This window comes from Arthrobacter sp. Y3224198 (assembly GCF_059090025.1).
Genome location: NZ_JBNHFG010000016.1, coordinates 25,329 through 51,688, shown reverse-complemented (window position 1 = coordinate 51,688; position 26,360 = coordinate 25,329). Strand labels below are relative to the sequence as shown.

Below are 26,360 nucleotides of genomic sequence, written 5' to 3'. Positions count from 1 at the left end.
CCGGGGTCTTGCGGTGAACGCCGGGGGTGCCACGGCTTATCCGCGCACCTCGCCAGGTGCCTGGCCGTCCGGCTCGCCGGGTGCCTGGCCGTTAGTCTCATCGTTGATCTCGTCGTCCACCTCGCCGGCAGGCCGGACGGAAGCATTGAGCTTGTGCAGCAACCGGACCAGCGTGCGCAGGTCGCCGGCCTCCCACCCCGACCAGGTCCGCCGGAAATGCTCCTTCCGTGCGGCGGCGGTGCCCTCCAGCCGTGCTGCGCCGTATTCCGTGAGACTGATGGGCTGGGCCCGGCCGTCCACAGGATCGGCATGCTTTTCCACCAGGCCGAGGTTTTGCAGCATCGCTACCTGCCGGCTCAGTGACGGCTTGCCCACGCCCACGGCGGCGGACAGGTCCGTCAGACGCATCGGCCCCTGCTGGTGGAGCAGGACCATCAGGCCGTAGGCAGAGGGCTCCATCTCCGGGTGCACCTCACGGGCCATCCGGAGCGAGCCGGACCTGGCGCGGCGCCAGAGGACGCTCAGCTCCTGCTCGAGCTCCTCAATGGCGGCATCGTGGCCGTTATCGGTGCCCCGGTTCTCCGGAACAACGGGCGGATCTGCCGGGTGATCGCTGGCACCGCGTGTCATTGGCTTATTCTAGGACGGGCCGGGCCTCGGAGCGCCGGGATGCGCAATGCTTTTCATATCCGCAGGGGTACCGGCCCGGGCCGTGTTGCTGCCGGGGGCCGCCTGCGTGCGAGAATTAACCGATGCGTATCAGTGACTTTTGGCGGCTCATGGATGACGAGTTCGGTTCGGCCTATTCAAGGGTCCTTGCCGCGGACCTGGTCCTCGGGCAGTTGGGCGGTGTAACTGCTGCGCAGGCACTCGAGAAGGGGATCGAGCCCAAGGCCGTGTGGCTGGCGGTCTGTGACGTCCAGGACGTGCCGGCGGGCCGCCGCCTCGGGCGCGACATCAAACCCAAAGCGAATTAGCGGGGGCATCCGGCAGGCCCGGCGGGGGATTCCCGCCGGAACACGCCGGAGAGCGTATTCGAATCTTTGTTCGGATAAAGATATGCTCCTACACAGGGGCGCTTCGTTGCCGAAGCCGCCCGCGATATCCACAAAACAATGAGCAACAAGGTCCGGTCAGCCGTTTTGTCAGTGCCGCCGGATAGGGTCGTAACCAAGAATCAGACGACCGGCCTACGGGCCACTCACAACCACAACACGAGGTGAAGAATGGCTGCTCCAGCCGACCGCGCCAAAGCACTCGAAGCTGCGCTGGCCCAGATTGACAAGCAGTACGGCAAGGGTTCCATCATGCGGCTGGGCGATGAAGTGCGTGCCCCCGCCGAAACCATTTCCACCAGCTCCGTCGCCCTGGATGTTGCCCTGGGAATCGGCGGTCTCCCGCGCGGCCGCGTGGTGGAAATCTACGGTCCGGAATCCTCCGGCAAGACCACCCTGGCCCTCCACGTGGTGGCCAACGCCCAGAAGAGCGGCGGCATCGCCGCGTTCATCGATGCCGAGCACGCGCTTGATCCCATCTACGCAGCCAAGCTGGGCGTCGACACGGACTCCCTGCTGGTCTCCCAACCGGATACCGGTGAGCAGGCACTGGAAATCATGGACATGCTGATCGGCTCCGGCTCCGTTGACGTTGTGGTCATCGACTCCGTGGCCGCACTGGTTCCGCGCGCCGAAATCGAGGGCGACATGGGCGACAGCCACGTCGGCCTGCAGGCACGCCTGATGAGCCAGGCCCTGCGCAAGATCGCCGGCCGCCTGAGCCACACCAATACCACTGCCATCTTCATCAACCAGCTGCGCGAAAAGATCGGTGTCTTCTTCGGCAGCCCGGAGACCACCACCGGCGGTAAGGCGCTCAAGTTCTACGCCTCCGTACGCATTGACGTACGCCGCATTGAGACGCTCAAGGAAGGCACCAACCCGGTAGGCAACCGCACCCGGGCCAAGATCGTCAAGAACAAGATGGCCCCGCCGTTCAAGCAGGCAGAGTTCGACATCATGTACGGCGTCGGCATCTCGCGCGAAGGCGGCCTGATCGACATGGGTGTGGAGCACGGCCTCGTCAAGAAGTCCGGTGCATGGTTCACCTACGATGGCGACCAGCTTGGCCAGGGCAAGGAGAACGCCCGTAACTTCCTCAAGGACAACCCCGACCTGGCCGACGAGCTGGACCGGCGGATCCGGGAGAAGCTGGGCATCGGCGTTCCGGCCGCGGAGCCGGACGCTCCCAAACTCAAGGCCGTCGGGAAAGACTCCTAGCCTTCAGCACCGTATGTTCAAGGGCAGCGCCTCCGCCGGAGGTGCTGCCCTTGGGCGTTGACCGTGGCCCCGTCCCTCACCAGCAGCACCTCGTCCAACCGGAATGCCTATGGAATCCTCGCAGCAAGAAACACTCGCACAGCTGAAGCGCCGGCTCGCCGACATCCAGGCAGGTGCTGCCGTACCGCCGGCGTCGGAGGCGGGAACGGGTGCCGCTCCCGCCCCGGACTCCGCCTCCCGCCGGAGCAGTAAACCCGCGACGCCGACACGCACGCCGGGCCGCGGCGCCAACCAGTCTGCGTTCAAGGAAGGCGGCTACGGGGAAGAGGCATCCCCGGACGAACCCTGGGCAGACCCGGATGCCAAGCGCCCCAAAACCAAGAGACGTACCCGGAAGCCGTCCCGCGGCGCCTCGGATGCCAGCGGCACCGTCCCGGAAGAGGGCCTGCCCGGCGACAGGGAAGAGGAGATCCCCGGAGAGCCGGCGCTGACTCCGGAGGAGGCCTATGCGGAAGCCAAGGCCATCGTGCTGCGCCAGCTCACCGCAGCCCCCAAAAGCCGCCGGCAGCTGGAAACAAAACTGGCGGAACGCGACATTCCCGAAGACGCTGCGGCCGCCGTCCTTGACCGTTTCGAAGAAGTGCAGCTGGTGGATGACGCCGAGTTTGCCCGGATGTGGGTCCGCAGCAGGTCCCAGAGCAAGTCCCTGGCGCGCGGTGCCTTGCGCCGGGAACTCTCGGAGAAAGGGATAGCGCCGGATCTGGCCGCCGAGGCGCTGGAGCAACTGAGCGCCGAAGATGAGCTGGAGGCCGCCCGGGCGCTTGCACGCAGGAAGTTGCAGGCCTCCGCGGATCTCTCCGACCGGGCCGTCCGGGATAAACAGACCCGGCGGCTGGTGGGAATGCTCGCACGGAAGGGGTACTCGCCGTCGTTGGGCTTCCGGGTGGCGGGGGAAGTCATCAGCGAAGTCCGGGACGCCAGGGGAGACGCCGTCTGACCAGTCCCCGATCAGGGCCGGTGTCAATCCGCCACGCCGTGTCGTATGCTATGCCAACTATGTTAAAGATGAGGTTGGCGGGGCCCTTGATGTCGGTGCGACGGCGGTTGGGCCGTGTTAATGCGGTCCCGCTCTATGCTGCCGTCCTGGCCGGCGTTCTGGCTTCGGCGGCACTGACTGCTGCCCCGGCGGCGGCCGCCGATCCCTACCCGTCCTGGGAGGAGATCCAGCAGGCCAAGTCATCCGAGGCGGCCAAGGCTGCTGAAGCAGACCGGGTGGAAGGACTGCTGTCGGAACTCCGTGCGGAGGCGGGAGTGCTCGGGGATGAAGCGGTGGAGGCCACCAGCCGGTACAACACCGCCAAGGATGCCCTGGCCGAGAACGAGACGCAGCTGGCAACACTTGCAGGGCAGCGCGAGGCGGCCCAAGGCCACGCCGACGAGATGAGGCGCCAAGTTGCGGCCCTGGCGGCGCAGACCTACAAATCAGGCGGCGCAACGTCGGACAGCATGGCCCTGATGCTCCTGGATACGGACGCATCGGCGGATGCGCTGCACGGTGCCGGCCTGATGGACAGGGTCTCCTCCCGCGCCGGCATCCTCTACGCGGATGCCACGGCGTCGGAGAAGGTTGCCGCCAGCCTTGGTGGACAGGAGCGGCAGGCGCGAGATGCCCGGGCCAAACTGCTCGCCGAGGCGGAGAAATACCTGAAGCAGGCCGACACCTCGGCGGCGGCAGCCGCTGGTGCGGTTCAGGAGGAGGAAGCCAGGAGATCCGTCCTGCTTGCACAGCTGGCCGATCTGCGCGGCAGCACCGCGCAGGCCGAAGGGGCCCGGCTGCAAGGCCTGGCAGCGGAGCAGGCGTTTAGGGACCAGCAGGCAGCGGCGGAACGCTCGGCAAAGTCGCCCAACCAGGCCGCCGGGCCGGGAACCGGTCCGGCGCCCGGAAACCCCGGAACCGGGACTCCCGCAGTGACCTTGCCCACGCCGGTTACTCCTGTTGCCCCTGTTCCAGCGCCTGCCCCCGTGCCGGTCCAGCCGCCGCCGGCCCCGGTGCAGCCCGTCGATGATCCGGCCGGAGCCCAGAACTATGCCGCCGGCCTGATGCCCGGCTACGGGTGGAACAACAGCGAGTTCCGGTGCCTGGTGAATCTCTGGAACCGGGAGTCCAACTGGCGTACATCCGCGGATAATCCGTACAGCGACGCCTATGGCATCCCCCAGGCCCTGCCAGGGAGCAAGATGTCCAGCCACGGCAGTGACTGGGCAACGAACTACCGCACCCAGATCAATTGGGGACTGGATTACATCCGGGCGGTGTACAGGACGCCGTGCGGGGCCTGGGCCCACTCCGAGCAGTTCAACTGGTACTGACCTGCAACCACGCCGTCCAGGTAGTGTCAATGGCTCCGTTATCGTTTTGAGACTTTTCCCAGAAAACTCCGGTAGCGTCCTGCGCTTGTGACTTCACTTGACTCTTCGCGCCGCGAACAGACCCGTATCCGCCGCGCCCTTCGCCGCCGCCGCAGGCTGCGTATGGGTGCCGTAACCGCTGCGGGGTCCCTGGCCGTGCTCGGGGTGTCCGGCGCCGCCATCGGTACGGCGGCCGGCGCCGACCTGCGCGCCGCCGCAGGCATGCAGCTGGTGGACCTGGCGAGCCCGCTCCTTGCCCCGGAGGCAGCCGCGCCGGGCTCGTCCGAACCGGCGACGCGGACGGCGGAGGAAGCAGCGGCATCACCGGCAGGGTCCGCGCAGGAGGCAAAGGCTGCCGAATCTGCGGCTGCTGCTGACGCGGCTGCAGCCGAGGCGGCCGCACAGCAGGCTGCGGAAGCTGCGGCAGTCCAGGCAGCCGCCGAGCAGGCTGCGGAGGCGGCTGCAGCTGAGGCGGCTGCACAGCAGGCAGCCGAAGCCGCCCGCGCCGCGGCGCCCGTGGATGACCCGGCGGCAGCCAAGGCCTATGCTGCCTCCGCCCTGTCCGCACGTAGCTGGGAAGCCGGCCAGCTTTCCTGCCTGGACAAACTGTGGACCAAGGAGTCCGAGTGGCTGACAAGCGCCACCAACTCCAGCAGCGGCGCCTACGGAATTGCCCAATCGCTGCCCGCGGAGAAGATGGCCTCGGCTGGAGCGGACTGGAAGGCCAATTACCGGACCCAGATCAACTGGGGGCTGGAGTACATTTCCTCCCGCTACGGCACCCCCTGCAATGCCTTGAACTTCCACTACGCGAACAACTGGTACTGAGTCCGCGGCCGCCGCCCGGATTCCCCGGATTCGGGCAGTGCGGAATTCGGGACGGTGCCGGAGATGGACGTACCCTAGGAGGGTGAGCCTGACTGTTTCCTCTCCTGCCCCCAGTGCCTCTGATGCGACGCCGCGCACCTATCAGGTGCGGACTTTCGGCTGCCAGATGAACGTGCATGATTCCGAGCGCATTTCCGGCCTGCTCCAGGACGCCGGATATGTTGAGGCCGACGGCGAGCAGGCGGACATCGTGGTGTTCAATACCTGCGCTGTGCGGGAGAACGCGGACAACAAGCTGTACGGCAACCTGGGCCTGCTGGCTCCCATCAAGGAACGCCGGCCCGGAATGCAGATTGCCGTGGGCGGCTGCCTGGCCCAGAAGGACCGCGAGACCATCCTGCGCAAGGCGCCCTGGGTGGACGCGGTGTTCGGCACCCATAACATCGGCTCGCTGCCTGCACTGCTGGAAAGGGCGCGGCACAACGCCAAGGCCGAGCTGGAAATCCTGGAGACGCTGGACGTTTTCCCGTCCACCCTGCCCACCAAGCGGGACTCGGTGTACTCAGGCTGGGTTTCCATCTCCGTCGGCTGCAACAACACCTGCACCTTCTGCATCGTCCCCTCGCTGCGCGGCAAGGAACGTGACCGCCGCCCCGGCGAAATCCTCGCGGAAATCTCCGCCCTGGTGGACGACGGCGCCATTGAGGTGACCTTGCTGGGGCAGAACGTGAACTCCTACGGCGTGGAGTTCGGCGACCGCGGCGCCTTCGCGAAGCTCCTGCGCGCCTGCGGTGACATTGAAGGCCTTGAGCGGGTGCGCTTCACCAGCCCGCACCCCGCCGCCTTCACCGACGACGTCATCGACGCCATGGCTGAAACGCCCAACGTGATGCCGCAGCTGCACATGCCGCTGCAGTCCGGCTCGGACAAGGTGCTGAAGGATATGCGCCGCTCCTACCGGTCCAAGAAGTTCCTCGGCATCCTGGACCGGGTGCGTGAGCGGATGCCGCACGCAGCCATTTCCACCGACATCATTGTTGGGTTCCCCGGCGAGACGGAAGAGGATTTCCAAGCCACCCTCGACGTCGTCGAGCAGGCCCGCTTCGCCAGCGCCTTCACCTTCCAGTACTCCAAGCGGCCGGGCACGCCCGCCGCCGAGCTGCCCGACCAGCTGCCCAAGGCCGTGGTCCAGGAGCGCTACGAACGCCTGACCGCCCTGCAGGATCGGATCGCCGCCGAAGAGAACGCCAAGCAGGTGGGCACCACGGTGGAGGTTATGGTCACCGCCGGTTCCGGCCGCAAGGCCGAAGAAACGGGCCGGCTGTCCGGCCGGTCCCGGGACCAGCGGCTCGTGCACTTCTCCGTGCCCGACGGCGCGCCGGTACCGCGGCCGGGGGACCTGGTCACCGTGCCGGTCACCGCGGCCGCAGCGTTCCACCTGATTTCCGATCCCGCCACGGCAGCCGACTACTCGCTGCGCCGTTCGCGTGCCGGCGACGCGTGGGACCGTTCCCAGGCGGACTCCTGCGGAGTGCCCGCCGGCCCCTCCGGCGCCGGCAAGGGTGTGTCGCTCGGTATGCCCGCCCTGCCGCCGCGTTCCTGAGGCCCGTCCCGTGACCCCTGCGCAGCCGTCCGACCGGCCGGTGATCGCCGTCGTCGGGCCCACCGGTTCCGGCAAATCGGACCTGGGCGTCGCCCTGGCACTGGAACTGGGTGGGGAGGTGATCAACGCCGACTCCATGCAGTTCTACCGCGGTATGGACATCGGCACGGCGAAAATCCCGCCTGCCGAACGCCGCGGCGTCCCGCACCACCTCCTGGACATCATGGACGTCACCGAAGAAGCCAGCGTCTCGGCCTTCCAGCAGCAGGCCCGCTCCCTGATCGGGAAGATCCGCTCGCGCGGCAGGTTCCCCATCCTGGTGGGCGGCTCCGGACTCTATGTACGGGCGGCGCTGGACGTGCTCGAGTTTCCGGGCACGGACCCTGCCGTCCGGGCCGCGCTGGAAGCCGAACTGGCGGCCTCCGGCCTGCCCGCCCTTGCCGCCCGCCTCCGCGAGGCCGACCCGGTCTCCGCCGAGCGGATCGGTGACGCCCGGCGGATCGTGCGTGCCCTTGAGGTCATTGAGCTGACCGGGCGTCCGTTCAGTTCCTTTATGCCTGTGCGCGAGTACTTCCAGCCGGCCGTGCAGATCGGCCTGCGTGTGGACCGCCCGGTACTGCACGAGCGCCTGGCCCGCCGCGTTGACGCCATGGTGGAACAGGGGCTGCTGGAGGAAGTCCGGCGGCTGGAGCCGGCCGGTCTCCGGACCGGACGGACCGCGTCACGTGCTTTGGGCTACGCGCAGTTCCTGTCCGTCCTGGACGGGCAGTCGTCGGTGGAAGCGGCAGCCGAGTCCACCGTGGTGGCCACACGCCAGTTTGCCCGCCGCCAGGAGACCTGGTTCCGGGCCGACCCGCGGATCCATTGGCTCGACTTCGATGATCCCGCCCTGACCGCCCGCGCGGCGGCCGCCGTCCGGTCCGCAACGCAGCCAAGTATCCTTGAGGGGTGACCAACACTTCTGCTGCTCCGGCGTCTGCCGCTTCCCTGTCCGCCTCCGGGCTGCCGTCCACCCTCTCCGGGCTGCCCTTCGCCAAGGGCCACGGCACCGGCAATGACTTCGTACTGCTGGCGGATACGGACGGATCCCGGAACCTGTCCGCCGGCGACGTCGCCGCGGTCTGCGACCGGCACCGCGGCCTGGGCGCCGACGGTTTTATCCGCGCCGTCCGCTCTGAATATCTCCCCGAAGGCCGCGAGCTGCTCCAAGCCGCGCCCGAAGCGGAATGGTTTATGGACTACCGGAACGGCGACGGCAGCGTCTCGGAAATGTGTGGCAATGGCGTACGCGTGTTTGTGCACTTCCTGCTTGAAGAACACCTGGTGGAACTGGGAGAGGGCGAAAGCCTCGTTATCGGCACCCGTGCCGGCTTGAAGACGGTCACGCGGACCGCCGGAGGCTACGCGGTGGACATGGGGCCGTGGGAGTTCATCTACCCGGACCATGCAGCCGCCAAGTCCATGGACACGGTGGTGAACGCTGCCGGGCTCGAAGTGCCGCGGCCGGGACTGTCGGTCAGCATGGGCAACCCGCACACCGTGGTTGCCCTGGCCGAACTGGATGAACTGGGCGCCACCAACCTGACGACGGCGCCGACCGTCCAGCCGGAGCCGGCGAACGGCACCAACGTGGAATTCGTGGTCCCGGCCGAGCCGCTGGTGGAGGACGGCGTGGGACTGGTAACCATGCGCGTCCATGAACGGGGCGTGGGGGAGACCCTGTCCTGCGGCACGGGAGCGTGCGCGGCCGCCGTCGCCACCCGGTTCTGGGCTGGGGCCGGAGCCCCCGACGCGTGGGCGGTCACGGTGCCCGGCGGCGTCGTCGGCGTCCGGTTCCTCACCGGGCCCGAAGGGCGCGAGCACGTGGAACTGAGCGGACCGGCCGTCCTGGTGGCCCGCGGAATCCTGCTCTAGTCCGGGGCCGCAGAGTGCGGCGGCGCTAGGCTCCGGCCCGTTCCACCTTCAGGATACGGAAGGACTTGGCCGTGCTGTGGCGGGTGACCGAGAAGCCGGAAGGCAGGGTTTCGGCCATCCAGCGCTGCAGGGAATCGGATCCGAGGTTCTTCTGCACCACCAGCCAGGCGGTACCGCCCGGGGCCAGGCGCGGCAGCCAGAGCAGCAGCAGTGCGTGCAGCTCTTCCTTGCCGATCCGGATGGGCGGATTGGACCAGATGGTGTCGAAACGCAGCCCGGGGTCCAGGTCCTCCGGCCGGGCCGCAGTGACGTTGCCGCATTCCAGCGCTGCCGCGTTGTCCCGGGTCAGCGCAATGCAGCGCTCGTTGACGTCCACTGCATATATCCGGGCCGCTGGAGACTTCAGTGCCAGCGTCAGCGCCACCGGACCCCAGCCGCAGCCGATGTCCAGGAGGTTGCCGGTCCGGGGCGGTTCGGGCACTTCATCCAGCAGCACCAGGGTGCCCTTGTCGATACCGTCTGGACTGAAGATGCCGCCGGCCGTTTGCAGTGTCCGTTCGGTCCCGTTCAGCGTGACGCGCAGGGGTCGGCGGACCTCGGGTCCGGACGGTGTGGAGGAGAAGTAGTGGTCTGAACCCATAACAGTCCAGATTAGTCGGTGCAAGGGGTGTCGCGGAATTTATGGGCTGTGATCGAGGTTGTCAATGGTGGCGGCCGGACGGATATGCATTGCGGAGACCCCGGGTCCCGCCGGAGAATGTCAGTTCAACGGCCTACTATGTTAAGACGTCCTCATAAGGAGATTATGACCATCAACAACTCGCGCCCTGTCCGCGGCGGCAATACCGGGTCCGGGAACACCGGCACCACCCCGGAGCTGAGCCCCTCGGACATCCAGGGCGTCATCGACAGGATCCTCGCCAAGGAAAGCGCCGTCGAAACCAAGTCCGCGTCAACCGAATCATTGCGCGGACGTGCGCTGGCCCTGTCGGACACAGATGACGGGCACTCCGTCCACGACGGCGAGCAGCAGGACCTGGAAGAACGCCGCGCACTGCGCCGCGTCGCCGGTCTCTCCACCGAACTCGAGGACGTCACCGAGGTTGAATACCGCCAGCTCCGGCTGGAACGGGTGGTGCTGGCCGGGCTGTGGAGCGAAGGCACCGCAGCAGATGCGGAGAACTCCCTCAAGGAGCTTGCCGCCCTGGCCGAGACCGCAGGATCCGAAGTCCTGGACGGCATTATCCAGCGCCGGCTCAAGCCGGACCCGGGCACCTTCCTTGGTTCCGGCAAGGCCCAGGAACTCAAGGACATTGTGATGGCCACCGGCGCGGACACCGTGATCGTGGACAGCGAACTGGCACCGTCACAGCGCCGCGGCCTGGAAGACATTGTCAAGGTCAAGGTCATTGACCGTACCGCGCTGATCCTGGACATCTTTGCCCAGCACGCCAAGTCCCGCGAAGGCAAGGCCCAGGTGGAGCTTGCCCAGCTTGAGTACCTGCTCCCGCGCCTGCGCGGCTGGGGCGAATCCATGTCCCGCCAGGCCGGCGGCCAGGTGGGCAGCGCCAGCGCCGGCATGGGATCGCGCGGTCCCGGTGAAACCAAAATCGAGCTGGACCGCCGAAAGATCCGTACGCGGATGGCCAAACTGCGCCGCGAAATTGCGGGGATGAAGCCTGCCCGCGAAACCAAGCGTGCCAACCGCCAGCGCAACGCCGTGCCGTCGGTTGCCATTGCCGGGTACACCAACGCGGGCAAGTCGTCCCTGCTCAACCGTCTGACCGACGCCGGCGTGCTGGTGGAAAACGCCCTGTTTGCCACCCTGGACCCCACCATCCGCAAGGCGCAGACGGAGGACGGCATCGGCTACACGCTGGCGGACACCGTCGGTTTTGTCCGGTCCCTGCCCACGCAGCTGGTGGAGGCCTTCCGCTCCACGTTGGAGGAAGTGGCCGATGCAGACCTGATCCTCCACGTCGTTGATGCCTCGCACCCTGACCCTGAAGGCCAGATTGCCGCGGTCCGCACGGTCCTGGCCGAAGTGGATGCCCGCAAGGTCCCCGAAATCATCGTGCTCAACAAGGCCGACGCCGCCGACCCGTTTGTCCTGGAGCGGCTGCGCCAGCGTGAAAGCCGTCACGTGGTGGTTTCGGCGCGTACCGGGGAAGGCATCCCCGAGCTGTTGCAGGCCATCTCCGAAGGCATTCCCCGTCCCGGAGTGGACCTGGAGCTGCTGGTGCCGTACGAGCGCGGCGACGTCGTGTCCCGGCTGCATCAGCAGGATGCGGAAATCATTGCGCTGGACCATGTGGAGACCGGAACTCGGTTGCACGTCAAGGTCCGCGAAGGCCTGGCCGCGGAGCTGGAGCCGTTCGTGACCCATGGGTAGGAAGTCCGCTGAGGGGCCGGAGCAGGTCCTCGAGCTTCTTGATGCTGCCGTCTCTGGCATGGGCGGGCAGAACCGTCCGGGGCAGCACGAGATGGCCCGGCAGGTGGCGGAGGCGATCGAGTCCGGTGACCACCTGCTGGTCCAGGCCGGCACCGGCACGGGAAAGTCCCTGGCGTATCTGATTCCGCTGATCAGCCACGCCCTGGAAAGCGAGAAGCCCGCGCTGGTGTCCACCGCCACCCTGGCCCTGCAGTCCCAGATCGTGGGCCGGGACCTCCCGCGCCTGCTGAAGACCCTGGAGCCCCAGCTTCCCCGCGAGGTGGATGTTGCCCTGCTCAAGGGCCGCAGCAACTATGTGTGCGTCCACAAGACCGGCGGCGGGTTCCCCGAGGAAGACGAGGCCGGAACACTCTTTATGCTCGGCGACGAGCAAGCCGTGCCGCACCCGGCCCCGTCCGGCGGACCCACCTCGGCACTGGGTCGCGACGTCGTCCGGCTGCAGGAGTGGGCCCAGGAAACCGAAACCGGAGACCGGGACGAACTGCTGCCCGGCGTCAGCGACCGGGCCTGGCGCCAGGTCTCCGTGACCTCTATGGAGTGCCTCGGCGCCCAGAAATGCCCCGTGGCCGAAGCCTGCTTCAGTGAACGGGCCAGGGCCAAGGCCGCCGAAGCCGACCTGGTGATCACCAACCATGCGATGCTTGCCATCGCCGCCTTTGAAGGCCTGGCCGTGCTGCCGGACTATGACGTGGTGGTCATTGACGAGGCCCACGAATTGCAGGACCGGGTCACGGGTGCCGTGACCGGCCAGTTGTCCGGGACCATCATCTCGGCGGCGGTTTCCGCTGCCCGCAAGCACACCTCCGCCACCATGGAACCGCTGGCCGCTGCCGGCCGTGCGTTTGACCAGGTGTTTGCCCCCGTTCCGTCCGGGCTGCTGTCCGGGCTTTCGGAGGACCAGGAAATGGTCCTGGGCCACGTGCGCGAATCCGCCCGCACCGCGCTTTCCGATTCCAAGCCCGAGGGCGACAACGTGGACGGCGGACGGCAGATGGCCCGCTCCCGGCTGATGGCCGTGCAGGAGCTGTGCGAACGCATCCTGGACGCCGTGAACTCCGGGGAAGTCCTCTGGACGTCCCGTCCCAGCACCTTCTCGCCCGGGGCCGGCTACACCGCCCCCGAAGAGGACTCCCCGCCCACCATCAACGTGGCGCCCCTGTCCGTTGCCGGGCGGCTGCGGGAAGGGCTCTTTGACGGGCACACCGTGGTCCTGACCTCGGCCACGCTGGCGATCGGCGCGGAATTCGGGCCCGTGGCAGGCGCCCTCGGACTGTTGGGAACGGGTGCGCCCAAGTGGACCGGCACCGACGTCGGCAGTCCCTTTGACTACCCCCGGCAGGGCGTCCTCTATGTTGCCAAGGATCTGCCCAAGCCCGGCCGGGGCACCTCCCCGGAACAGCTGGACGAAATTGAAGCGCTGATCAAGGCGTCCGGCGGCGGCGCACTGGGACTGTTCTCCTCCCGGCGCGCTGCCGAGGAAGCCGCCGATGCCCTTCGGGGACGGGTCGATTTTCCGATCCTGTGCCAGGGTGAGTCCACCATGTCGGCGCTGGTTAAGCAGTTCGCCGACGACGACGCCACCTGCCTGTTCGGCACCATGTCGCTGTGGCAGGGCGTGGACGTGCCCGGAGCCTCCTGCCGGCTGGTCATCATGGACCGTATTCCGTTCCCGCGGCCGGATGATCCGCTGATGACGGCCCGCACCCGGGCGGTAGCCAAGGCAGGCGGCAACGGCTTCATGAGCGTGTCCGCCACCCATGCCGCGGTGCGGCTCGCCCAGGGCGCAGGCCGGCTGATCCGCGCCTCCGGCGACAAGGGGGTGGTGGCGGTCCTGGACTCCCGCCTCGCCACCGCACGGTACGGCAGCTTCCTGCGGGCCGCGCTGCCGCCGTTCTGGTCCACCACCGACCGTTCCGTGGTGCTGCAGGCACTCCAGCGGCTCTCGGCCCAACATGCCGGATCCCGGGGCTGACATCCGGGCCGGGCAACCGCTGCATGTAACCAGCCATAAAAACAGCGCCGCCGGCTTCGAAGCCGGCGGCGCTGTTGTTGATTAAGCACTGTTGTTGGTTAATGGGCTCTGGCCACGGGGGACCAGCCCGGGTCAGAGGGAACGCATCACCGAAACCACTTTGCCCATGATGGTGGCCTCATCGCCCAGGATGGGCTCGTAGCGGGTGTTCTGCGGCAGCAGCCATGTGTGCCCGTTGCGTTGGCGGAAGGTCTTCACCGTGGCCTCGTCTTCGAGCAGGGCGGCAACAATGTCGCCGTTCTCCGCGGTGGGCTGGCGGCGTACCACTACCCAGTCACCGTCGCAGATGGCTGCGTCCACCATGGAATCGCCGGCCACCCGAAGCATGAACAGGTCGCCGTGGCCCACCAGCTGGCGGGGCAGCGGAACCACTTCCTCCACCTGCTGGTCGGCAAGGATGGGACCGCCGGCCGCAATGCGGCCCACCAGGGGAACCATCGCCGTGTCAATGGCCGTGGTGAGGTCGCTGACGTGCGAGGCGCCGCTCTTTGACCCGGACTCGGCCGGGGTGGTTCCCGCCGTGCTGTCCGGACGTGCCTCGTCCGCAGGGCCGTTGCCCCGGCGGGCAGGGGCGTCCCGAAGCATCAGCGGCACGAGGATTTCCATGGCGCGCGGCCGCTTGGGATCGCGGCGGATATAGCCCAGCTTCTCCAGCTGGGTCAGCTGATGCGTGACGCTCGAGAGGCTGGCCAGGCCAACAACGTCGCCGATTTCCCGCATGGACGGCGGGTAGCCGTTGGCGTTGACGGAACGCTGGATGGTTTCGAGGATTTTGGTCTGGCGGGCAGTCAGACCCTTGCTGCGGCCGGCCGGAGCGGGCACGGCAGGGGAGGGGGTGCTGCCATTGGAAACAGTCCTGCGGGCCACGTCGGCTTCCCTTCACGGTCGGCCCGCCGGTGCGGGCCAAATGGTTCGGCGGTCTAACTGGACCCGGACGGTGCTGTAACCGGTGCCGGACCGTTTTGTCAGAGGCGGATGGTTAGTTGGTTCCAGCCGCTTTCCGACAGGTTCAACGCTAGGGGAGCGCAGCACGTTTATCAAACATATATTCGAGCGAGTCTCGACAATGTTCGTAGATAAGTGCTAGAAATGTTCGAGTACCACTTAGAACATACGTTCGAGTCCGGCCCTGCGACACCTCGCCGGGCCCACCAGATGTTCGAATGCAGTTTCGAGGCACAGTGTTCTTCCCGGGTTAGTCGGGAAGGACCGGACAAAGCCACGCTGCGGTTCGGACCGGAAAGGTATTGAGATGTCAGTACACGTAATTCCCTTTGCACCGACCCGCAGCACCCGCACTTCCGGCAGCACTCCCCGTACCGGCCAGGCGCCGCTGCGCCTGACCCGCCGTGGACGGCTTGTCCTGGTGGGGGCGCCCCTGATGTTTTCGACCGCTGCGCTTCTGGCATTTGTCGGTTTCTTCACCGCGCCGGCCATGGCATCGGCGGATTCCGCCGAACAGACCCGTACCCTCCAGGTGTCCGTGTCCAGCGGAGACTCGCTGTGGTCCCTCGCCACGGAATACGCCCCGGAGCGCGATCCCCGCGATGTCGTGGCCGACATCGTTGAACTGAACAACCTGGACAACGCCACGGTGCCCGCCGGCCGCCAGCTCTACATTCCGGTCGCCTCCTGACCGCCGGACGGTCCGCCGCCCAGGACCCGTCGTCACGAATGCACCGGCATCTGGCGGCCACAGCTCCGGCTTCATGCCGCGTCGTTCAATTCACTGCCGGACCGGGCCGCACCCTAAGCTGGACAAGTGAGTGAACAGCTGGAAAACCTGAACCGACTTCCCCTGCGCGAAGATCTCCGCGGCCTGAGCCCGTACGGAGCACCGCAGCTGGATGTGCCGATCCTGCTGAACGTCAACGAAAACACCCATGGACTTCCCGGGCATGTACGGGAGGCGATTGTCGAGGAAATCCAGGCGGCCGTTTCCGGCCTTAACCGGTACCCGGACCGCGAATTCACGAAATTGCGGGAGAACCTGGCGACGTACCTGGGTCACGGGCTTACCGCGGAGAATATCTGGGCCGGCAACGGCTCCAACGAGGTGCTGCAGCAGATCCTGCAGGCCTTCGGCGGTCCCGGCCGCACCGCCATGAGCTTCCCGCCCACGTATTCGATGTACCCGCTGCTGGCCAGCGGAACCGGAACAGCCTACGTCACCGGCACTCGGGAAACGGACTTTTCCCTGAACCCGGCCTCAGTGGCCGAACAGATCCGGGCGCAGGCTCCGACCGTGATCATTCTCTGCACGCCGAACAACCCCACGGGTACCGCGCTGGGGTTGGACGTGATCGAGGCGGCGTACGAGGCCGGCGAAGCATCCAACGCGATTGTCGTGGTGGACGAGGCCTACGCAGAGTTCTCCCATACCGAGACTCCCAGCGCACTGCAGCTGCTTCCCGGCCGCGAGCGGCTGATCGTCTCGCGCACCATGTCCAAGGCCTTCGCCCTGGCCGGCGCGCGGATCGGTTACCTGGCTGCCGCGCCGCAGATTGCCGATGCCCTGCGGCTGGTCCGTCTGCCGTACCACCTGTCCGCCATCACCCAGGCCACCGCCAACGCGGCCCTCACCCATGCCGAAGCGCTGCTGGCCAATGTGGAGGACATCAAAGGCCAGCGGGACCGGATTGTGCGTGAACTTCGGGAACTGGGACTTACGCCGGCGCCGTCGGACGCCAACTTTGTCCTGTTCGGCGGCATGGCGGACCCCCGTGCCATCTGGGAAGGCCTGCTCGAGGCCGGCGTCCTGGTCCGGGACATCGGCATCGAGGGGCATCTGCGGGTAACCGCAGGCACAGAGGCGGAAACCACGGCTTTCCTGACCCGGCTGCGGGAACTGCTCGCCGCCTGAGTGCCGCCCGCTTCCCGGGTGCGGCCGGCGTGCCCGCACCCGCTCCGCCCGTAACGCCGCGTGCCGGAACACCCGTACCCGTGGCGCCCGCCCCGGAAAGCCCGCTCCCGGACGCCTGCCGGATACCGCACTGCCGTCCGGTGCCGGGCCCACGTTCAGGGACAGACAGGCTTCGGGACTAAACTATGACCTGCCGCAGCTTTGCCCATTGCTCCGGCCCCGACCTTCGTGAAGGAACCCCATGACTGTGGAGACCGCTACCGGACGCACCGCCCGCCTTGAGCGGACCACCAGCGAATCGTCCGTCCTCGTCGAGCTGGACCTGGACGGCACCGGCCGCGCCGATATCAGCACGTCCGTGCCGTTCTATGACCACATGCTGACCGCCCTGGCCAAGCATTCCCTGATCGACCTCACCGTCCGTGCCACCGGCGACACCCACATCGATGTCCACCACACCGTCGAGGACGTAGCCATCAGCATCGGCGAGGCCCTCAAGACGGCACTGGGCACCAAGGCAGGAATCCGCCGCTTCGGCGAAGCCACGGTTCCCCTCGACGAGGCGCTGGCCAACGCCGTGGTGGACATTTCCGGACGGCCGTACCTGGTCCACTCCGGCGAGCCCGCAGGGCAGGAATACCACCTGATCGGCGGGCACTTCACCGGCTCGCTCACCCGGCACGTTTTTGAAGCCATCACCCTGCACGCGCAGATCTGCCTGCACATGCGCGTCCTGGGCGGACGGGATCCGCACCACATTGTGGAGGCGCAGTTCAAGGCCTTCGCCCGCGCCCTGCGGGCCGCCGTCGAATCCGATCCGCGCGTCGAGGGCATCCCCTCCACGAAGGGAGCACTGTGAGTCCCCGCAACGTCACCGTCCTGGACTACGGCTCGGGCAACATCCGCTCCGCCGTGCGCGCCCTGGAGCACGCCGGGGCCAACGTGACCCTCAGCGCCAAGCCCGACGACGTGCTGAACGCCGACGGGCTGGTGGTTCCCGGCGTCGGCGCCTTCGCTGCCGTAATGCAGGGCCTGAAAGAGGTTGACGCCATCCGGATGATCGGCCGCCGCGTGGCCGGCGGACGCCCGGTGCTGGGCATCTGCGTGGGCCTGCAGGTCCTCTTCGACGAAGGCGTGGAACACGGCGTCCGGACCAAGGGGATGGGCGAATGGCCCGGCGTCGTCGAGCGGCTGGCCGCCGACGTGGTCCCGCACATGGGCTGGAACACCGTGAAGCCGCCGGAAGGCTCGGCACTGTTCGAGGGCCTGGAAGACGAACGGTTCTACTTCGTGCACAGCTACGGCGTGCAGAAATGGGACTTCGACGTCACCCAGCCGGCCATGCGCCCGCCCCAGGTCACGTGGGCCGACCATGGCGGTCCGTTTATTGCCGCCGTGGAGAACGGCGCACTGTCGGCCACCCAGTTCCACCCGGAAAAATCCGGCGACGCGGGAGCCGCGCTGCTGGCCAACTGGCTGAAGACGCTGGGCTAGCGGCCATGTGGAGCGTAGTCCTTATGGGCCTGGCCGGACTGCTGATTGGCGGAGCGGTGTCCTTCCGCAGCCAGGGCATGTCCAAAATCATCGTTATCAGTTTCTGGGTACTGGCGGGAATGTCCCTGCTGGGCGCCTACCTGCTGACCCTCGACCTATCCTGACCCCACCACCGAAAGCACAAGAGATGCCCTTCAGCGAAACTCCCGTCCTTGAACTCCTGCCCGCCGTGGATGTGGCCGACGGCCAGGCCGTGCGGCTCGTCCAGGGCGAGGCCGGCAGCGAAACCAGCTACGGCGACCCGCTGGACGCTGCCCTGGCGTGGCAGAACGACGGCGCCGAGTGGGTGCATCTGGTGGACCTGGACGCTGCGTTCGGCCGGGGCTCGAACCTGGACCTGCTCAGCCGCGTGGTCAAGTCCCTGGACTGCAAGGTGGAGCTCTCCGGCGGCATCCGCGACGACGAATCCCTGGACAAGGCCCTGGAACTCGGCGCCGCCCGGGTGAACCTGGGCACCGCGGCACTGGAAAACCCGGAGTGGACCGCCAGCGCCATCGCCCGGTACGGCCAGGCCATCGCCGTCGGGCTGGATGTCCGCGGCACCACGCTGGCCGCCCGCGGCTGGACCAAGGAAGGCGGGGACCTCTGGGAGGTGCTCGCCCGCCTCGAAGAGGCCGGCTGCCCCCGCTACGTCGTCACCGACGTCACCAAGGACGGCACGCTGCGCGGACCGAACGTGGAACTGCTGCGCGAGGTCCTCAAGCGCACGGACCGTCCGGTGGTCGCCTCCGGCGGTATTTCCAGCCTCGACGACCTGGCCGCCCTGCGCGAGCTGGTGCCGCTGGGCTTGGAAGGCACCATTGTCGGCAAGGCGCTCTACGCAGGCGCGTTCACACTTCCGCAGGCGTTCGACGTCGCCGGGCACCCGGAACGCTGAGAATGGCATCACGCGAGCTCCCCGGCCATATCGCCGCTGCCCTGGCAGGGGCAGGCGGACCCGCCGACTCCGCCGGCCGGCCCTGGTCCGGACGTGACCTGGGCGGCGACGGCAACCCGCTGCACAACTTCGACAACGACGACGGCCGTGCCGACGCCGGGTACGTCGCCGCGGTGGCGAAGCTGGTAGGCGGAACGGGCAGCGAGGCGGAGGTGGTCGCGTCGCTGGCTACGGCGCGCGTGTTTGTACCGATTGTGGCTGTGCTCGGAGAGGAAGCCGAAGGCGACCACGGGCTGGCGGCGGACAAGCAGGCGGACATGGCGCTGGTGTCGCTGACCGCCCCGGACGGCCGGAAAGCGCTGCCGGTGTTCACCTCGGTGGCGGCGCTGGAGCACTGGCATCCCGAAGCGCGGCCGGTGGCGGTCTACACACCGCGGGCAGCGCTGTCTGCCGTCTCGGAGGACGCCCAGCTGCTGGTCATTGATCCGGGGGCCGATTTCACCTTTGTGGTCCGGCGTCCGGCCATGTGGGCGCTGGCCCAGCAGCGGGAATGGGTGCCCTCCTACGCGGACCCCGATCTGGTGGCTTTTGCCCGCGCCGCAGCGGAACCGGATCCGCGGATTCTGGGCATCACGCTGCAGCAGGGCCAGGGCACCGCGTCACGTACCGCCGCGGGAGCGCCCGTTGGCGGGGGAGGGGCAGGCCCTGAGCTTAGAATGGTCGTTCAGCTCGCGCCCGGACTCGGTCCGCAGGACGTCCAGGCACTGGTGTCCGCCCTGCAGCAGCGCCTGACTGCCAATCAAGAGTTTGTTGAGCGCGTGGATTCACTGGACCTGCTGACCGCACGCTGACCTGTCAGGCGCAAGCCGCCGAAAGAGAACTGCCGTGAATTTTGGCCTGTACCGCGAGATGCTGCGCAATGCCCCCATCCGCAGGCTCCTGCTGGTGGGCATGGTTGCCCGTTTCCCCCATTCGGCCGCCGGGGTGCTGCTGACCCTGCACGTGGTGAACACGATGGACAAGGGGTATGCGGCCGCCGGTGCGGTGGCCGCCGTCGTGACCATCGGCATCGCCGTCGGCGCCCCGTGGCGCGGACGCCGGGTGGACACCGTGGGGCTGCGCCGGGCACTGATTCCCTCCGTCATCGCCGAAGCCGTGATCTGGAGCCTCGCCCCGCATGCCAGCTTCCAGTGGCTGCTGGTGCTGGCGCTGGTCGGCGGCGTCTTCACGCTGCCGGTCTTCAGCGTGGTGCGGCAGTCCCTGGGCGTGCTTGCCACCGGCGAGCAGCGGCGGACCGCCTTCGCGCTGGACTCCATTGCCACCGAACTGATCTTTATGATGGGCCCGGCGCTGGGGGCCGTCATTGCCACCCAGATCTCCTCGGTGGTCGGCCTGACGGCCGTGGGCCTTTCGGCTGCCGTGGCCGGACTGCTGCTGATCTGGTTCAACCCGCCCACCCGCACGGCAGAACCGCAGGACGCCGTCACCGCAGTGGATGAGCAGGACGCCGCGGCTGCCGCAGCCATCAGCGTGGCCCCGGCCAACGTGCAGGACGCCCCGATGGAACTCACCGGTGCAGGCCTGCCTGGCGGCCCACAGAACGTCTTCACCCGGCTCGGCAGGGGACTGGCCGGGAACTTCGGCTGGCTTACGGCCAGCGTGGCCGTGGTGTTCGCCGTGGCCGTCGGCGCCGGGCTGCTGCTCTCCAGCACCGACGTCGGCATTGTGGCCCTGGTCGAAGCCGGCGGAAATCCGTCCGAGGTGGGCATCGTGTTTGTGGCCTGGTGTGCGGCCTCCGCTGTGGGCGGTGTGGTGTACGGAGCCATGAACCGGCGGATTTCGCCCATGCTCCTGCTGCTGGCCATGGCGGTCCTGACCATGCCCATGGCATTTGCCACCGGCACGCTCAGCCTTGCTCTGCTCTCCATCCCGGCCGGGCTGCTCTGTGCCCCGGTGCTGTCTTCCGCCTCGGAACGGGTGGCGGACCTGGTATCCGAGGAACGCCGCGGCGAAGCAATGGGGTGGTACGGCTCGGCCATGACCGCCGGGACCGCGCTCGGTGCGCCGGTGGCCGGGCTGGCCATCGACGTGATCGGCCCGTGGTCCGGCTTCGTGATGGCAGGCGGCGCCGCGGCGGCGCTGGTCCTGGTGACGCTCTCGGTACGCCGGCTGGTGCGCCGCCGCCCTGTCGGGGCCTGAAACCCGGGGCATCCGGACGGGTGTCCCGGCGGGCCGCGGGCGGAAGGGCCCGGTTCCGGGCAGAAAAATGCCCGGAGAGCCGGCCACCGTCAACGGCGGCGGACTCTCCGGGCGGATACAGCGGTTGGAGAACGGAACCTAGCTGACGGGGCCGGTGAACTTCTCGCCCGGGCCCTTGCCCGGCGCGTCCTGGATCACGGATGCCTCGCGGAAAGCCAGCTGCAGGGAACGCAGCCCGTCGCGCAACGGTCCGGCGTGCTGGCTGCCGATCTCGGGTGCCGCGGCCGTGACAAAGCCGGCCAGCGCGGTGATCAGCTTGCGTGCTTCGTCCAGGTCCTTCAGCTCTTCGGCGTCATCGCCCTCGGCCAGGCCGCACTTGACGGCGGCGGCGCTCATCAGGTGGACGGCCGCCGTCGTGATGACCTCGATGGCCGGAACTTCGGCGATGTCGCGCATCTGCTCAGCGACTTCCTGCTGTGCTGCGGCGGCGGAATCGGACTCTTCGGGTGTTCCCGGGAAGGAGTGGCGGGTTGCTTCGCCCGCCGGATTGCTCTGTGGGGTACTCATACTGGTAAGCTTGTCACAGACCGACTGGTTGTCGTTACTTTCAGTGCCCTTGACGGGCAGGATGAAAATCACACTTTCCTCCTGAAAGCGGCGTAACCGGTATGCAAGCGGAGACCCCTCCCACCCGCGTCAGCCTGACTGCCTTCTGGGCAGCAGAGTTGCCGGGTTCAGGTCGGCCCCGGTGGGGCTGCAGTTAGGACCGGACGGATCAAACCGTCGGGTAAGGAACTGCGGCATTCCCGGGAGCCAGCTGCCTTCCCAGGCGGTTGCAGCCGACCCAGTTAGGGCCTTCGATTGCGCTTGCAATTGGAGGCCTTCTTCATTTGCAGGCGGTAGCCGTTTTGGATAACACAGGAGCTGCAACATTAGCGAGCCAAGAATCAATGATCGGATCCGCGTCCCCGAGGTGCGGCTGGTAGGTCCGGCGGGTGAACAGGTAGGCGTGGTCCGTATTGAGGATGCCCTGCGCCTGGCTGCCGAGTCAGACCTGGATCTTGTTGAGGTAGCACCGCAGGCCAAGCCCCCGGTGTGCAAACTAATGGACTTCGGCAAGTACAAGTACGAAGCCGCCGTCAAGGCACGTGAAGCCCGGAAGAACCAGACGAACACCGTTCTGAAGGAAATCCGCTTCCGCCTGAAGATCGACACACATGACTACGAAACCAAGCGGGGACACGCCATGCGCTTCCTCGGCGCCGGTGACAAGGTCAAGGCCATGATCCAGTTCCGCGGCCGCGAGCAGCAGCGTCCTGAAATGGGCATGAAGCTCCTGAACAAGTTCGCGGAGGATGTCGCCGAGGTCGGTGTGGTTGAGTCCACCCCGCGCATCGACGGCCGCAACATGGTCATGGTCATCGGTCCGCTGAAGAACAAGGCCGAAGCCAAGGCTGAAGCCCGGCGTGCGTCGCAGCGCGCTGACGCCAGGGCAGCGAATGAGGCCGCCAAGAACGGCGAGGCACCTGCACGGGTGGACACCTCGTCGGACAAGGCGCCCATGACGCAGAGCCTGGCGGACCTGCTGCCGGACGGACTGCGTCTGGGTTCCTCCGCTGCCGAAGCCGACAAGGCCCGCGCAGAGCAGGAAAAGGCCGAGAAGGAACAGGCCGCCAAGCGCGCCAAGGCTGCAGCTGCTGAAAAGGCCGCAACCGAAGCACGCCGCGTCGCCGCAGCCAGCAAGGCAGCCGCAGCGCCGGCCGCTGAGGCTGCACCGGCTGAAGCAGCCAAGCCTGCCGAAGCGGCCAAGCCTGCTGCAGCCCCCAAGCCTGCAGCGGTGCCCAAGCCCTCCGCGGCAAAGCCCGCAGCGCCCAAGCCGGCTGCCCGGCCCAAGCCTGCTGCGGCACCCAAGCCTGCCGGCAAGCCGTCTTCCTCACGGGGGACGTCCGGCCAGAACAAGCCCGGAACCGCAGAGTAGTTCCACTGCCCTGCGCCTCATCCGGCGTCCAGTAATAAAGCCCTGGCACCCCCTGGGTGTCCGAAGCCCCGCGGGCCTGCCCGCGGAAACCTAAAGGAGATCGGTAGACATGCCGAAGATGAAGACCCACAGTGGCGCCAAGAAGCGCTTCAAGCTGACCGGTACCGGCAAGCTCAAGCGCCAGCAGGCCAACCGCCGCCACTACCTGGAGCACAAGCCCTCCACGCTGACCCGCCGCCTGGCCAACGACAAGCTCGTTGCACCGGCAGACGCCAAGGTCATCAAGAAGATGCTGGGCATCTAACTAATCCCCGACAGCCGTCCCGTTCGGGCCGGTTTCACCCCATCAAAGCTTTCCCCGCTCCTGGGCCGTCCAGGCGCAGTGACTTACCAAGTCGGGGAGATTTACCAAAAGGAGTACGCACGTGGCACGTGTGAAGCGGGCGCTTAACGCCCACAAGAAGCGTCGGGTTATTCTCGAGCGCGCCAAGGGTTACCGCGGACAGCGTTCGCGCCTGGTCCGTAAGGCCAAAGAGCAGCTGCTGCACTCGTTTGTGTACAGCTACGGTGACCGCCGCAAGCGCAAGGGCGATTTCCGCCGCCTGTGGATCCAGCGCATCAACGCTGCTTCCCGCGCCAACGGCCTGACCTACAACCGCCTGATCCAGGGCCTGAAGCTGGCCGAGATCCAGGTTGACCGCCGCATGCTGGCCGAACTGGCCGTCAACGACGCCGCCGCGTTCGCCGCACTGGTCCAGATCGCCAAGGACGCCCTGCCGTCCGACACCTCGGCTCCGGCCGTCCAGGCTGCTCCGGCTGCCAAGGCTGCTCCTGCTGCCAAGCCGGCCGCTGCCGTTGCCGACGCCAAGGGTGGCTTCAAGGCTTCCGAGGGTGACGCCCCCGAGGGCTTCGTCATCAAGGGCAACCTGGGTTCGGGCAAGTACCACGTCCCCGGTTCCACCTGGTACGAGCAGACCGTTGCTGAGTACTGGTTCGATTCGGTTGAAGCAGCCAAGGCTGCCGGCCTGGAGCCTGCAGGCGGAGAATCCCGCCAGAAGTTCCAGGGCTAAGGGAATCGGTCTCTAAAAGACGATGAACCACGAAGGGCGCCCGCAGGCACCGCTAATGTCCAACCCCCGAGCAGATCGGGTCCGTGATGTAGCGAAACTTGCCGGGCGCTCTTCGCGCTTAAAAACCGGCCGCTTCCTGGCCGAAGGACCGCAGGCCGTCCGTGAAGCGCTGACTGCGCACCGGGCGGCCGCGGCGGGCGGCGGTTCCGCCGTCGTTCACGAAGTATTCGCCACCGAGGCGTGTCTGGACAGGCTGCCTGAACTGGCCGATCTGGCCCGCGGCGTGACGCTGCGGCTGGCAACCGACGAGGTTCTGGCCGCCATGGCCGATACCGTTTCCCCGCAGGGCATTGTCGCCGTCTGCAACGCGTCGTCGGCAACATTGGCGGACGTCCTGGCATCGGGCGCCCAACTCGTGGCCGTCCTGTGTGAGGTCCGCGATCCCGGCAACGCCGGCACCGTCCTGCGTGCCGCGGACTCCGCCGGCGCCGACGCCGTGGTGCTCACGGCCTCCAGCGTGGACATTTACAACCCCAAGGCCGTGCGGTCCACCGCCGGCTCCCTCTTTCATCTGCCGGTAGTCACCGGCGCGGACTTCGCTGAAGTCATCGGTGCGTTGCGGGCCGCCGGCGTCACGGTCCTGGCCGCCGACGGATACGGGAGCGTCAACCTGGACCGCATCCAGGACCTCAGCGCCGTCCGCCGGCTGGCGCCTGACACTGCGGACGGCAGCCATGACGACGGCCTGCCCCGGCTCGAGGCTCCCACCGCCTGGCTGTTCGGCAACGAGGCCCAGGGGCTTTCCGACGCCGAACTGGCCGCCGCGGACCACCGGGTGGCCGTCCCGCTCTACGGCAGCGCGGAAAGCCTCAATGTCGGTACGGCCGCAACCGTGTGCCTTTACGCCTCCGCACGCGCCCAGCACAGCTGAGGCGCCTCACCTGCCCTGGGGCTGCACCGCATCTTCAGCGGCACGTGCGCCGGGAACGCCCGCCGGACGACGGCGGTCCAGGGCTCCGCTGAGCAGGGCGATTCCCAGCCCCAGCAGGGCCAGCACGGCACCCACGATGGCCGGTGACCGGAAGCCCCAGCCCCACGCAATCACCAGCCCGCCTGCCATGGCGCCCAGGGCATTGGCCATGTTCAATGCCGCGTGGTTCAGCGACGACGCCAGCGACGCCGCACCGGGGGAGACATCGAGCAGCCGCGTCTGAAGCGCCGGCGTCAGGGCTGAACCGATCGCACCGACCAGGAAAACCAGGATGATCGCTCCGGCCTTGTACTGCACACCCCAGGCATACACGGCCAGAATCAGTACGGTGCCGGCAAGGACGGCGTAGATGCTGCCCATCACCGAGCGGTCTGCGATCCGTCCTCCCACAATGTTCCCCACTACCTGTCCCACGCCATAGAGGCCAACGATCAGCGGCAGTACTCCCATGGAGAAGCCGGCTACCTCGGTCATCGTGGGGGAGATGTAGGTGTAGACCGCGAAGAACCCGCCGAAGCCGACGGTGCCCACCAGCAGGGCGAGCCACATCTGCATACGGCGCAGGGCGCTGAGTTCGCGCCGGATGCTGGCATCAGGGTGCGTGGCCTGGAAGGGAACGAACCAGGCCACCAGGGCGACGGTCAGGAGGGCTATGGCGCCGACCAGGACGAACATCCAGCGCCAGCCGGCCAGCTGTCCCAGCCAGGTAGCGAACGGCACCCCGACCACGTTGGCAATGCTCAGGCCAAGCATGACCATGGAGATGGCCCAGCCGCGCCGGGTCGGCGCAACCAGGGATGCAGCGATCACGGCGGCCACGCCAAAGAAGGCACCGTGGGGCAGGCCCGAGAGGAAGCGGGTGACCAGCAGCCATTCGTAATCCGGTGCAATGAAGGAGGAAAGATTGGCGATTGCAAAGAACGCCATAAGCCCCAGGGCCAGCCACTTGCGCGGCATCTTGGCACCCGCAGCAGCAAGGAGCGGCGCGCCCACAACGACGCCGAGGGCGTAGGCGGAGATGACGTGGCCGCCTTCAGGGACGGAGACACCCAAATCTGCGACCATCTCCTGGAGCAGGCCCATGATGGCAAACTCGGTGGTACCGATGGCGAAGCCACCCGCAGCCAGGGCTGTGATCGCCAGGGAGGCATGGTGGTTCTTGGGCGTCATTACGCGCAGGGAAGGCATTAGTGCGGTGTGGCTTTCGGATCAGCGGGTGCGCGGAGCCGTGGAAAGGCGCGGGCGCGTCGGGTGGACCCGTGGTCAGAGCGGAAGAACGGATGCAGCCGTTGGCCGGGGCCAAACGGCCACGGT

At 67.5% G+C, this 26,360-nt stretch carries 27 protein-coding genes; 22 read left to right on the top strand and 5 right to left on the bottom strand.

Translation table 11 applies throughout. The features are described 5' to 3' along the window. Positions 1 to 36 precede the first annotated feature (36 nt). Entirely contained in the window at positions 37 to 630 is a 594-nt protein-coding gene (locus tag AC5RUF_RS10540) for a MarR family winged helix-turn-helix transcriptional regulator (RefSeq protein WP_493998051.1), read from the bottom strand. A 122-nt stretch (positions 631 to 752) separates the two neighbouring features. Here AC5RUF_RS10540 and AC5RUF_RS10535 point away from each other — a divergent pair, with 122 nt between their 5' ends. From AC5RUF_RS10535 to dapF, 8 genes are all read left to right on the top strand, one after another. Beyond that, positions 753 to 977: a DUF3046 domain-containing protein gene (locus AC5RUF_RS10535; protein ID WP_493998052.1), complete on the top strand. Its 225-nt coding sequence runs from the start codon at positions 753 to 755 to the stop codon at positions 975 to 977. 249 nt (positions 978 to 1,226) lie between these two features. After that, positions 1,227 to 2,276, top strand: a complete 1,050-nt coding sequence (recA, locus tag AC5RUF_RS10530; protein WP_493998053.1) for a recombinase RecA — start codon at positions 1,227 to 1,229, stop codon at positions 2,274 to 2,276. Positions 2,277 to 2,385: 109 nt separating this feature from the next. Beyond that, a complete protein-coding gene (locus AC5RUF_RS10525) occupies positions 2,386 to 3,273 on the top strand; it encodes a regulatory protein RecX (RefSeq protein WP_494130528.1) in 888 nt (295 codons plus the stop codon). 107 nt (positions 3,274 to 3,380) lie between these two features. Beyond that, complete coding sequence (locus AC5RUF_RS10520; protein ID WP_494130527.1) at positions 3,381 to 4,646, top strand: coiled-coil domain-containing protein; 1,266 nt, start codon at positions 3,381 to 3,383, stop codon at positions 4,644 to 4,646. 87 nt (positions 4,647 to 4,733) lie between these two features. Next, positions 4,734 to 5,513: an aggregation-promoting factor C-terminal-like domain-containing protein gene (locus AC5RUF_RS10515; protein WP_494130526.1), complete on the top strand. Its 780-nt coding sequence runs from the start codon at positions 4,734 to 4,736 to the stop codon at positions 5,511 to 5,513. Between the two features lie 82 nt (positions 5,514 to 5,595). Continuing rightward, complete coding sequence (gene miaB / locus AC5RUF_RS10510) at positions 5,596 to 7,116, top strand: tRNA (N6-isopentenyl adenosine(37)-C2)-methylthiotransferase MiaB (protein WP_494130525.1); 1,521 nt, start codon at positions 5,596 to 5,598, stop codon at positions 7,114 to 7,116. A gap of 10 nt (positions 7,117 to 7,126) precedes the next feature. Then, a complete protein-coding gene (gene miaA, locus AC5RUF_RS10505; protein WP_494130524.1) occupies positions 7,127 to 8,068 on the top strand; it encodes a tRNA (adenosine(37)-N6)-dimethylallyltransferase MiaA in 942 nt (313 codons plus the stop codon). Positions 8,069 to 8,103: 35 nt separating this feature from the next. Continuing rightward, a complete protein-coding gene (gene dapF, locus AC5RUF_RS10500) occupies positions 8,104 to 9,030 on the top strand; it encodes a diaminopimelate epimerase (protein ID WP_494130540.1) in 927 nt (308 codons plus the stop codon). A gap of 25 nt (positions 9,031 to 9,055) precedes the next feature. Here dapF and AC5RUF_RS10495 read toward each other — a convergent pair whose 3' ends face one another. After that, positions 9,056 to 9,670, bottom strand: coding sequence for a class I SAM-dependent methyltransferase (locus tag AC5RUF_RS10495; RefSeq protein WP_493997732.1), 615 nt, complete (start codon positions 9,668 to 9,670; stop codon positions 9,056 to 9,058). Between the two features lie 165 nt (positions 9,671 to 9,835). Here AC5RUF_RS10495 and hflX point away from each other — a divergent pair, with 165 nt between their 5' ends. Both hflX and AC5RUF_RS10485 read left to right on the top strand, forming a co-directional pair. Next, entirely contained in the window at positions 9,836 to 11,422 is a 1,587-nt protein-coding gene (gene hflX / locus AC5RUF_RS10490; RefSeq protein ID WP_493997731.1) for a GTPase HflX, read from the top strand. Further along, positions 11,415 to 13,454 (top strand): ATP-dependent DNA helicase, encoded by a 2,040-nt coding sequence (locus tag AC5RUF_RS10485; RefSeq protein WP_494130523.1) that lies wholly within the window; start codon positions 11,415 to 11,417, stop codon positions 13,452 to 13,454. The genes hflX and AC5RUF_RS10485 overlap by 8 nt, the downstream gene beginning before the upstream one ends. A 132-nt stretch (positions 13,455 to 13,586) precedes the next feature. Here the strand turns inward: AC5RUF_RS10485 and lexA are convergent, their stop codons facing one another. Then, entirely contained in the window at positions 13,587 to 14,336 is a 750-nt protein-coding gene (gene lexA / locus AC5RUF_RS10480; RefSeq protein ID WP_493998221.1) for a transcriptional repressor LexA, read from the bottom strand. A 430-nt stretch (positions 14,337 to 14,766) separates the two neighbouring features. Here lexA and AC5RUF_RS10475 point away from each other — a divergent pair, with 430 nt between their 5' ends. The 8 genes from AC5RUF_RS10475 to AC5RUF_RS10440 all read left to right on the top strand — a co-directional run bounded on the left by AC5RUF_RS10475 (position 14,767) and on the right by AC5RUF_RS10440 (position 21,007). Continuing rightward, complete coding sequence (locus AC5RUF_RS10475) at positions 14,767 to 15,150, top strand: LysM peptidoglycan-binding domain-containing protein (protein WP_493998219.1); 384 nt, start codon at positions 14,767 to 14,769, stop codon at positions 15,148 to 15,150. A 126-nt stretch (positions 15,151 to 15,276) separates the two neighbouring features. Beyond that, the gene (locus AC5RUF_RS10470) at positions 15,277 to 16,377 is read left to right on the top strand and encodes a histidinol-phosphate transaminase (RefSeq protein WP_494130522.1); all 1,101 of its coding nucleotides are present in this window, start codon (positions 15,277 to 15,279) and stop codon (positions 16,375 to 16,377) included. 241 nt (positions 16,378 to 16,618) lie between these two features. Continuing rightward, positions 16,619 to 17,236: an imidazoleglycerol-phosphate dehydratase HisB gene (gene hisB, locus AC5RUF_RS10465; protein WP_493998423.1), complete on the top strand. Its 618-nt coding sequence runs from the start codon at positions 16,619 to 16,621 to the stop codon at positions 17,234 to 17,236. Further along, positions 17,233 to 17,871 (top strand): imidazole glycerol phosphate synthase subunit HisH, encoded by a 639-nt coding sequence (hisH, locus tag AC5RUF_RS10460; protein WP_493998422.1) that lies wholly within the window; start codon positions 17,233 to 17,235, stop codon positions 17,869 to 17,871. Before hisB ends, hisH begins: the two co-directional genes overlap by 4 nt. 5 nt (positions 17,872 to 17,876) lie before the next feature. Then, the gene (locus tag AC5RUF_RS10455; protein WP_493998421.1) at positions 17,877 to 18,035 is read left to right on the top strand and encodes a hypothetical protein; all 159 of its coding nucleotides are present in this window, start codon (positions 17,877 to 17,879) and stop codon (positions 18,033 to 18,035) included. Positions 18,036 to 18,058: 23 nt separating this feature from the next. Continuing rightward, positions 18,059 to 18,808, top strand: a complete 750-nt coding sequence (gene priA / locus AC5RUF_RS10450; RefSeq protein WP_493998420.1) for a bifunctional 1-(5-phosphoribosyl)-5-((5-phosphoribosylamino)methylideneamino)imidazole-4-carboxamide isomerase/phosphoribosylanthranilate isomerase PriA — start codon at positions 18,059 to 18,061, stop codon at positions 18,806 to 18,808. A 2-nt stretch (positions 18,809 to 18,810) separates the two neighbouring features. Continuing rightward, positions 18,811 to 19,659, top strand: coding sequence for an SseB family protein (locus AC5RUF_RS10445; RefSeq protein ID WP_494130521.1), 849 nt, complete (start codon positions 18,811 to 18,813; stop codon positions 19,657 to 19,659). 34 nt (positions 19,660 to 19,693) lie between these two features. Continuing rightward, a complete protein-coding gene (locus tag AC5RUF_RS10440; protein WP_494130520.1) occupies positions 19,694 to 21,007 on the top strand; it encodes an MFS transporter in 1,314 nt (437 codons plus the stop codon). 138 nt (positions 21,008 to 21,145) lie between these two features. Here AC5RUF_RS10440 and AC5RUF_RS10435 read toward each other — a convergent pair whose 3' ends face one another. Next, positions 21,146 to 21,574 (bottom strand): DUF1844 domain-containing protein, encoded by a 429-nt coding sequence (locus AC5RUF_RS10435; RefSeq protein WP_493998708.1) that lies wholly within the window; start codon positions 21,572 to 21,574, stop codon positions 21,146 to 21,148. 406 nt (positions 21,575 to 21,980) lie between these two features. On the opposite strand from AC5RUF_RS10435, the gene infC reads away from it, so the two are divergent. From infC to AC5RUF_RS10415, 4 genes are all read left to right on the top strand, one after another. After that, entirely contained in the window at positions 21,981 to 22,985 is a 1,005-nt protein-coding gene (gene infC, locus AC5RUF_RS10430; RefSeq protein WP_494130519.1) for a translation initiation factor IF-3, read from the top strand. A 109-nt stretch (positions 22,986 to 23,094) separates the two neighbouring features. Next, complete coding sequence (rpmI, locus tag AC5RUF_RS10425) at positions 23,095 to 23,289, top strand: 50S ribosomal protein L35 (RefSeq protein ID WP_146363238.1); 195 nt, start codon at positions 23,095 to 23,097, stop codon at positions 23,287 to 23,289. Between the two features lie 121 nt (positions 23,290 to 23,410). Next, positions 23,411 to 24,055, top strand: coding sequence for a 50S ribosomal protein L20, sunset domain variant (gene rplT, locus AC5RUF_RS10420; protein WP_493998642.1), 645 nt, complete (start codon positions 23,411 to 23,413; stop codon positions 24,053 to 24,055). A 22-nt stretch (positions 24,056 to 24,077) separates the two neighbouring features. Next, entirely contained in the window at positions 24,078 to 24,986 is a 909-nt protein-coding gene (locus AC5RUF_RS10415; RefSeq protein ID WP_494130518.1) for a TrmH family RNA methyltransferase, read from the top strand. A gap of 6 nt (positions 24,987 to 24,992) precedes the next feature. Here the strand turns inward: AC5RUF_RS10415 and AC5RUF_RS10410 are convergent, their stop codons facing one another. Continuing rightward, the gene (locus AC5RUF_RS10410) at positions 24,993 to 26,234 is read right to left on the bottom strand and encodes an MFS transporter (RefSeq protein ID WP_494130517.1); all 1,242 of its coding nucleotides are present in this window, start codon (positions 26,232 to 26,234) and stop codon (positions 24,993 to 24,995) included. Positions 26,235 to 26,360 lie beyond the last annotated feature (126 nt).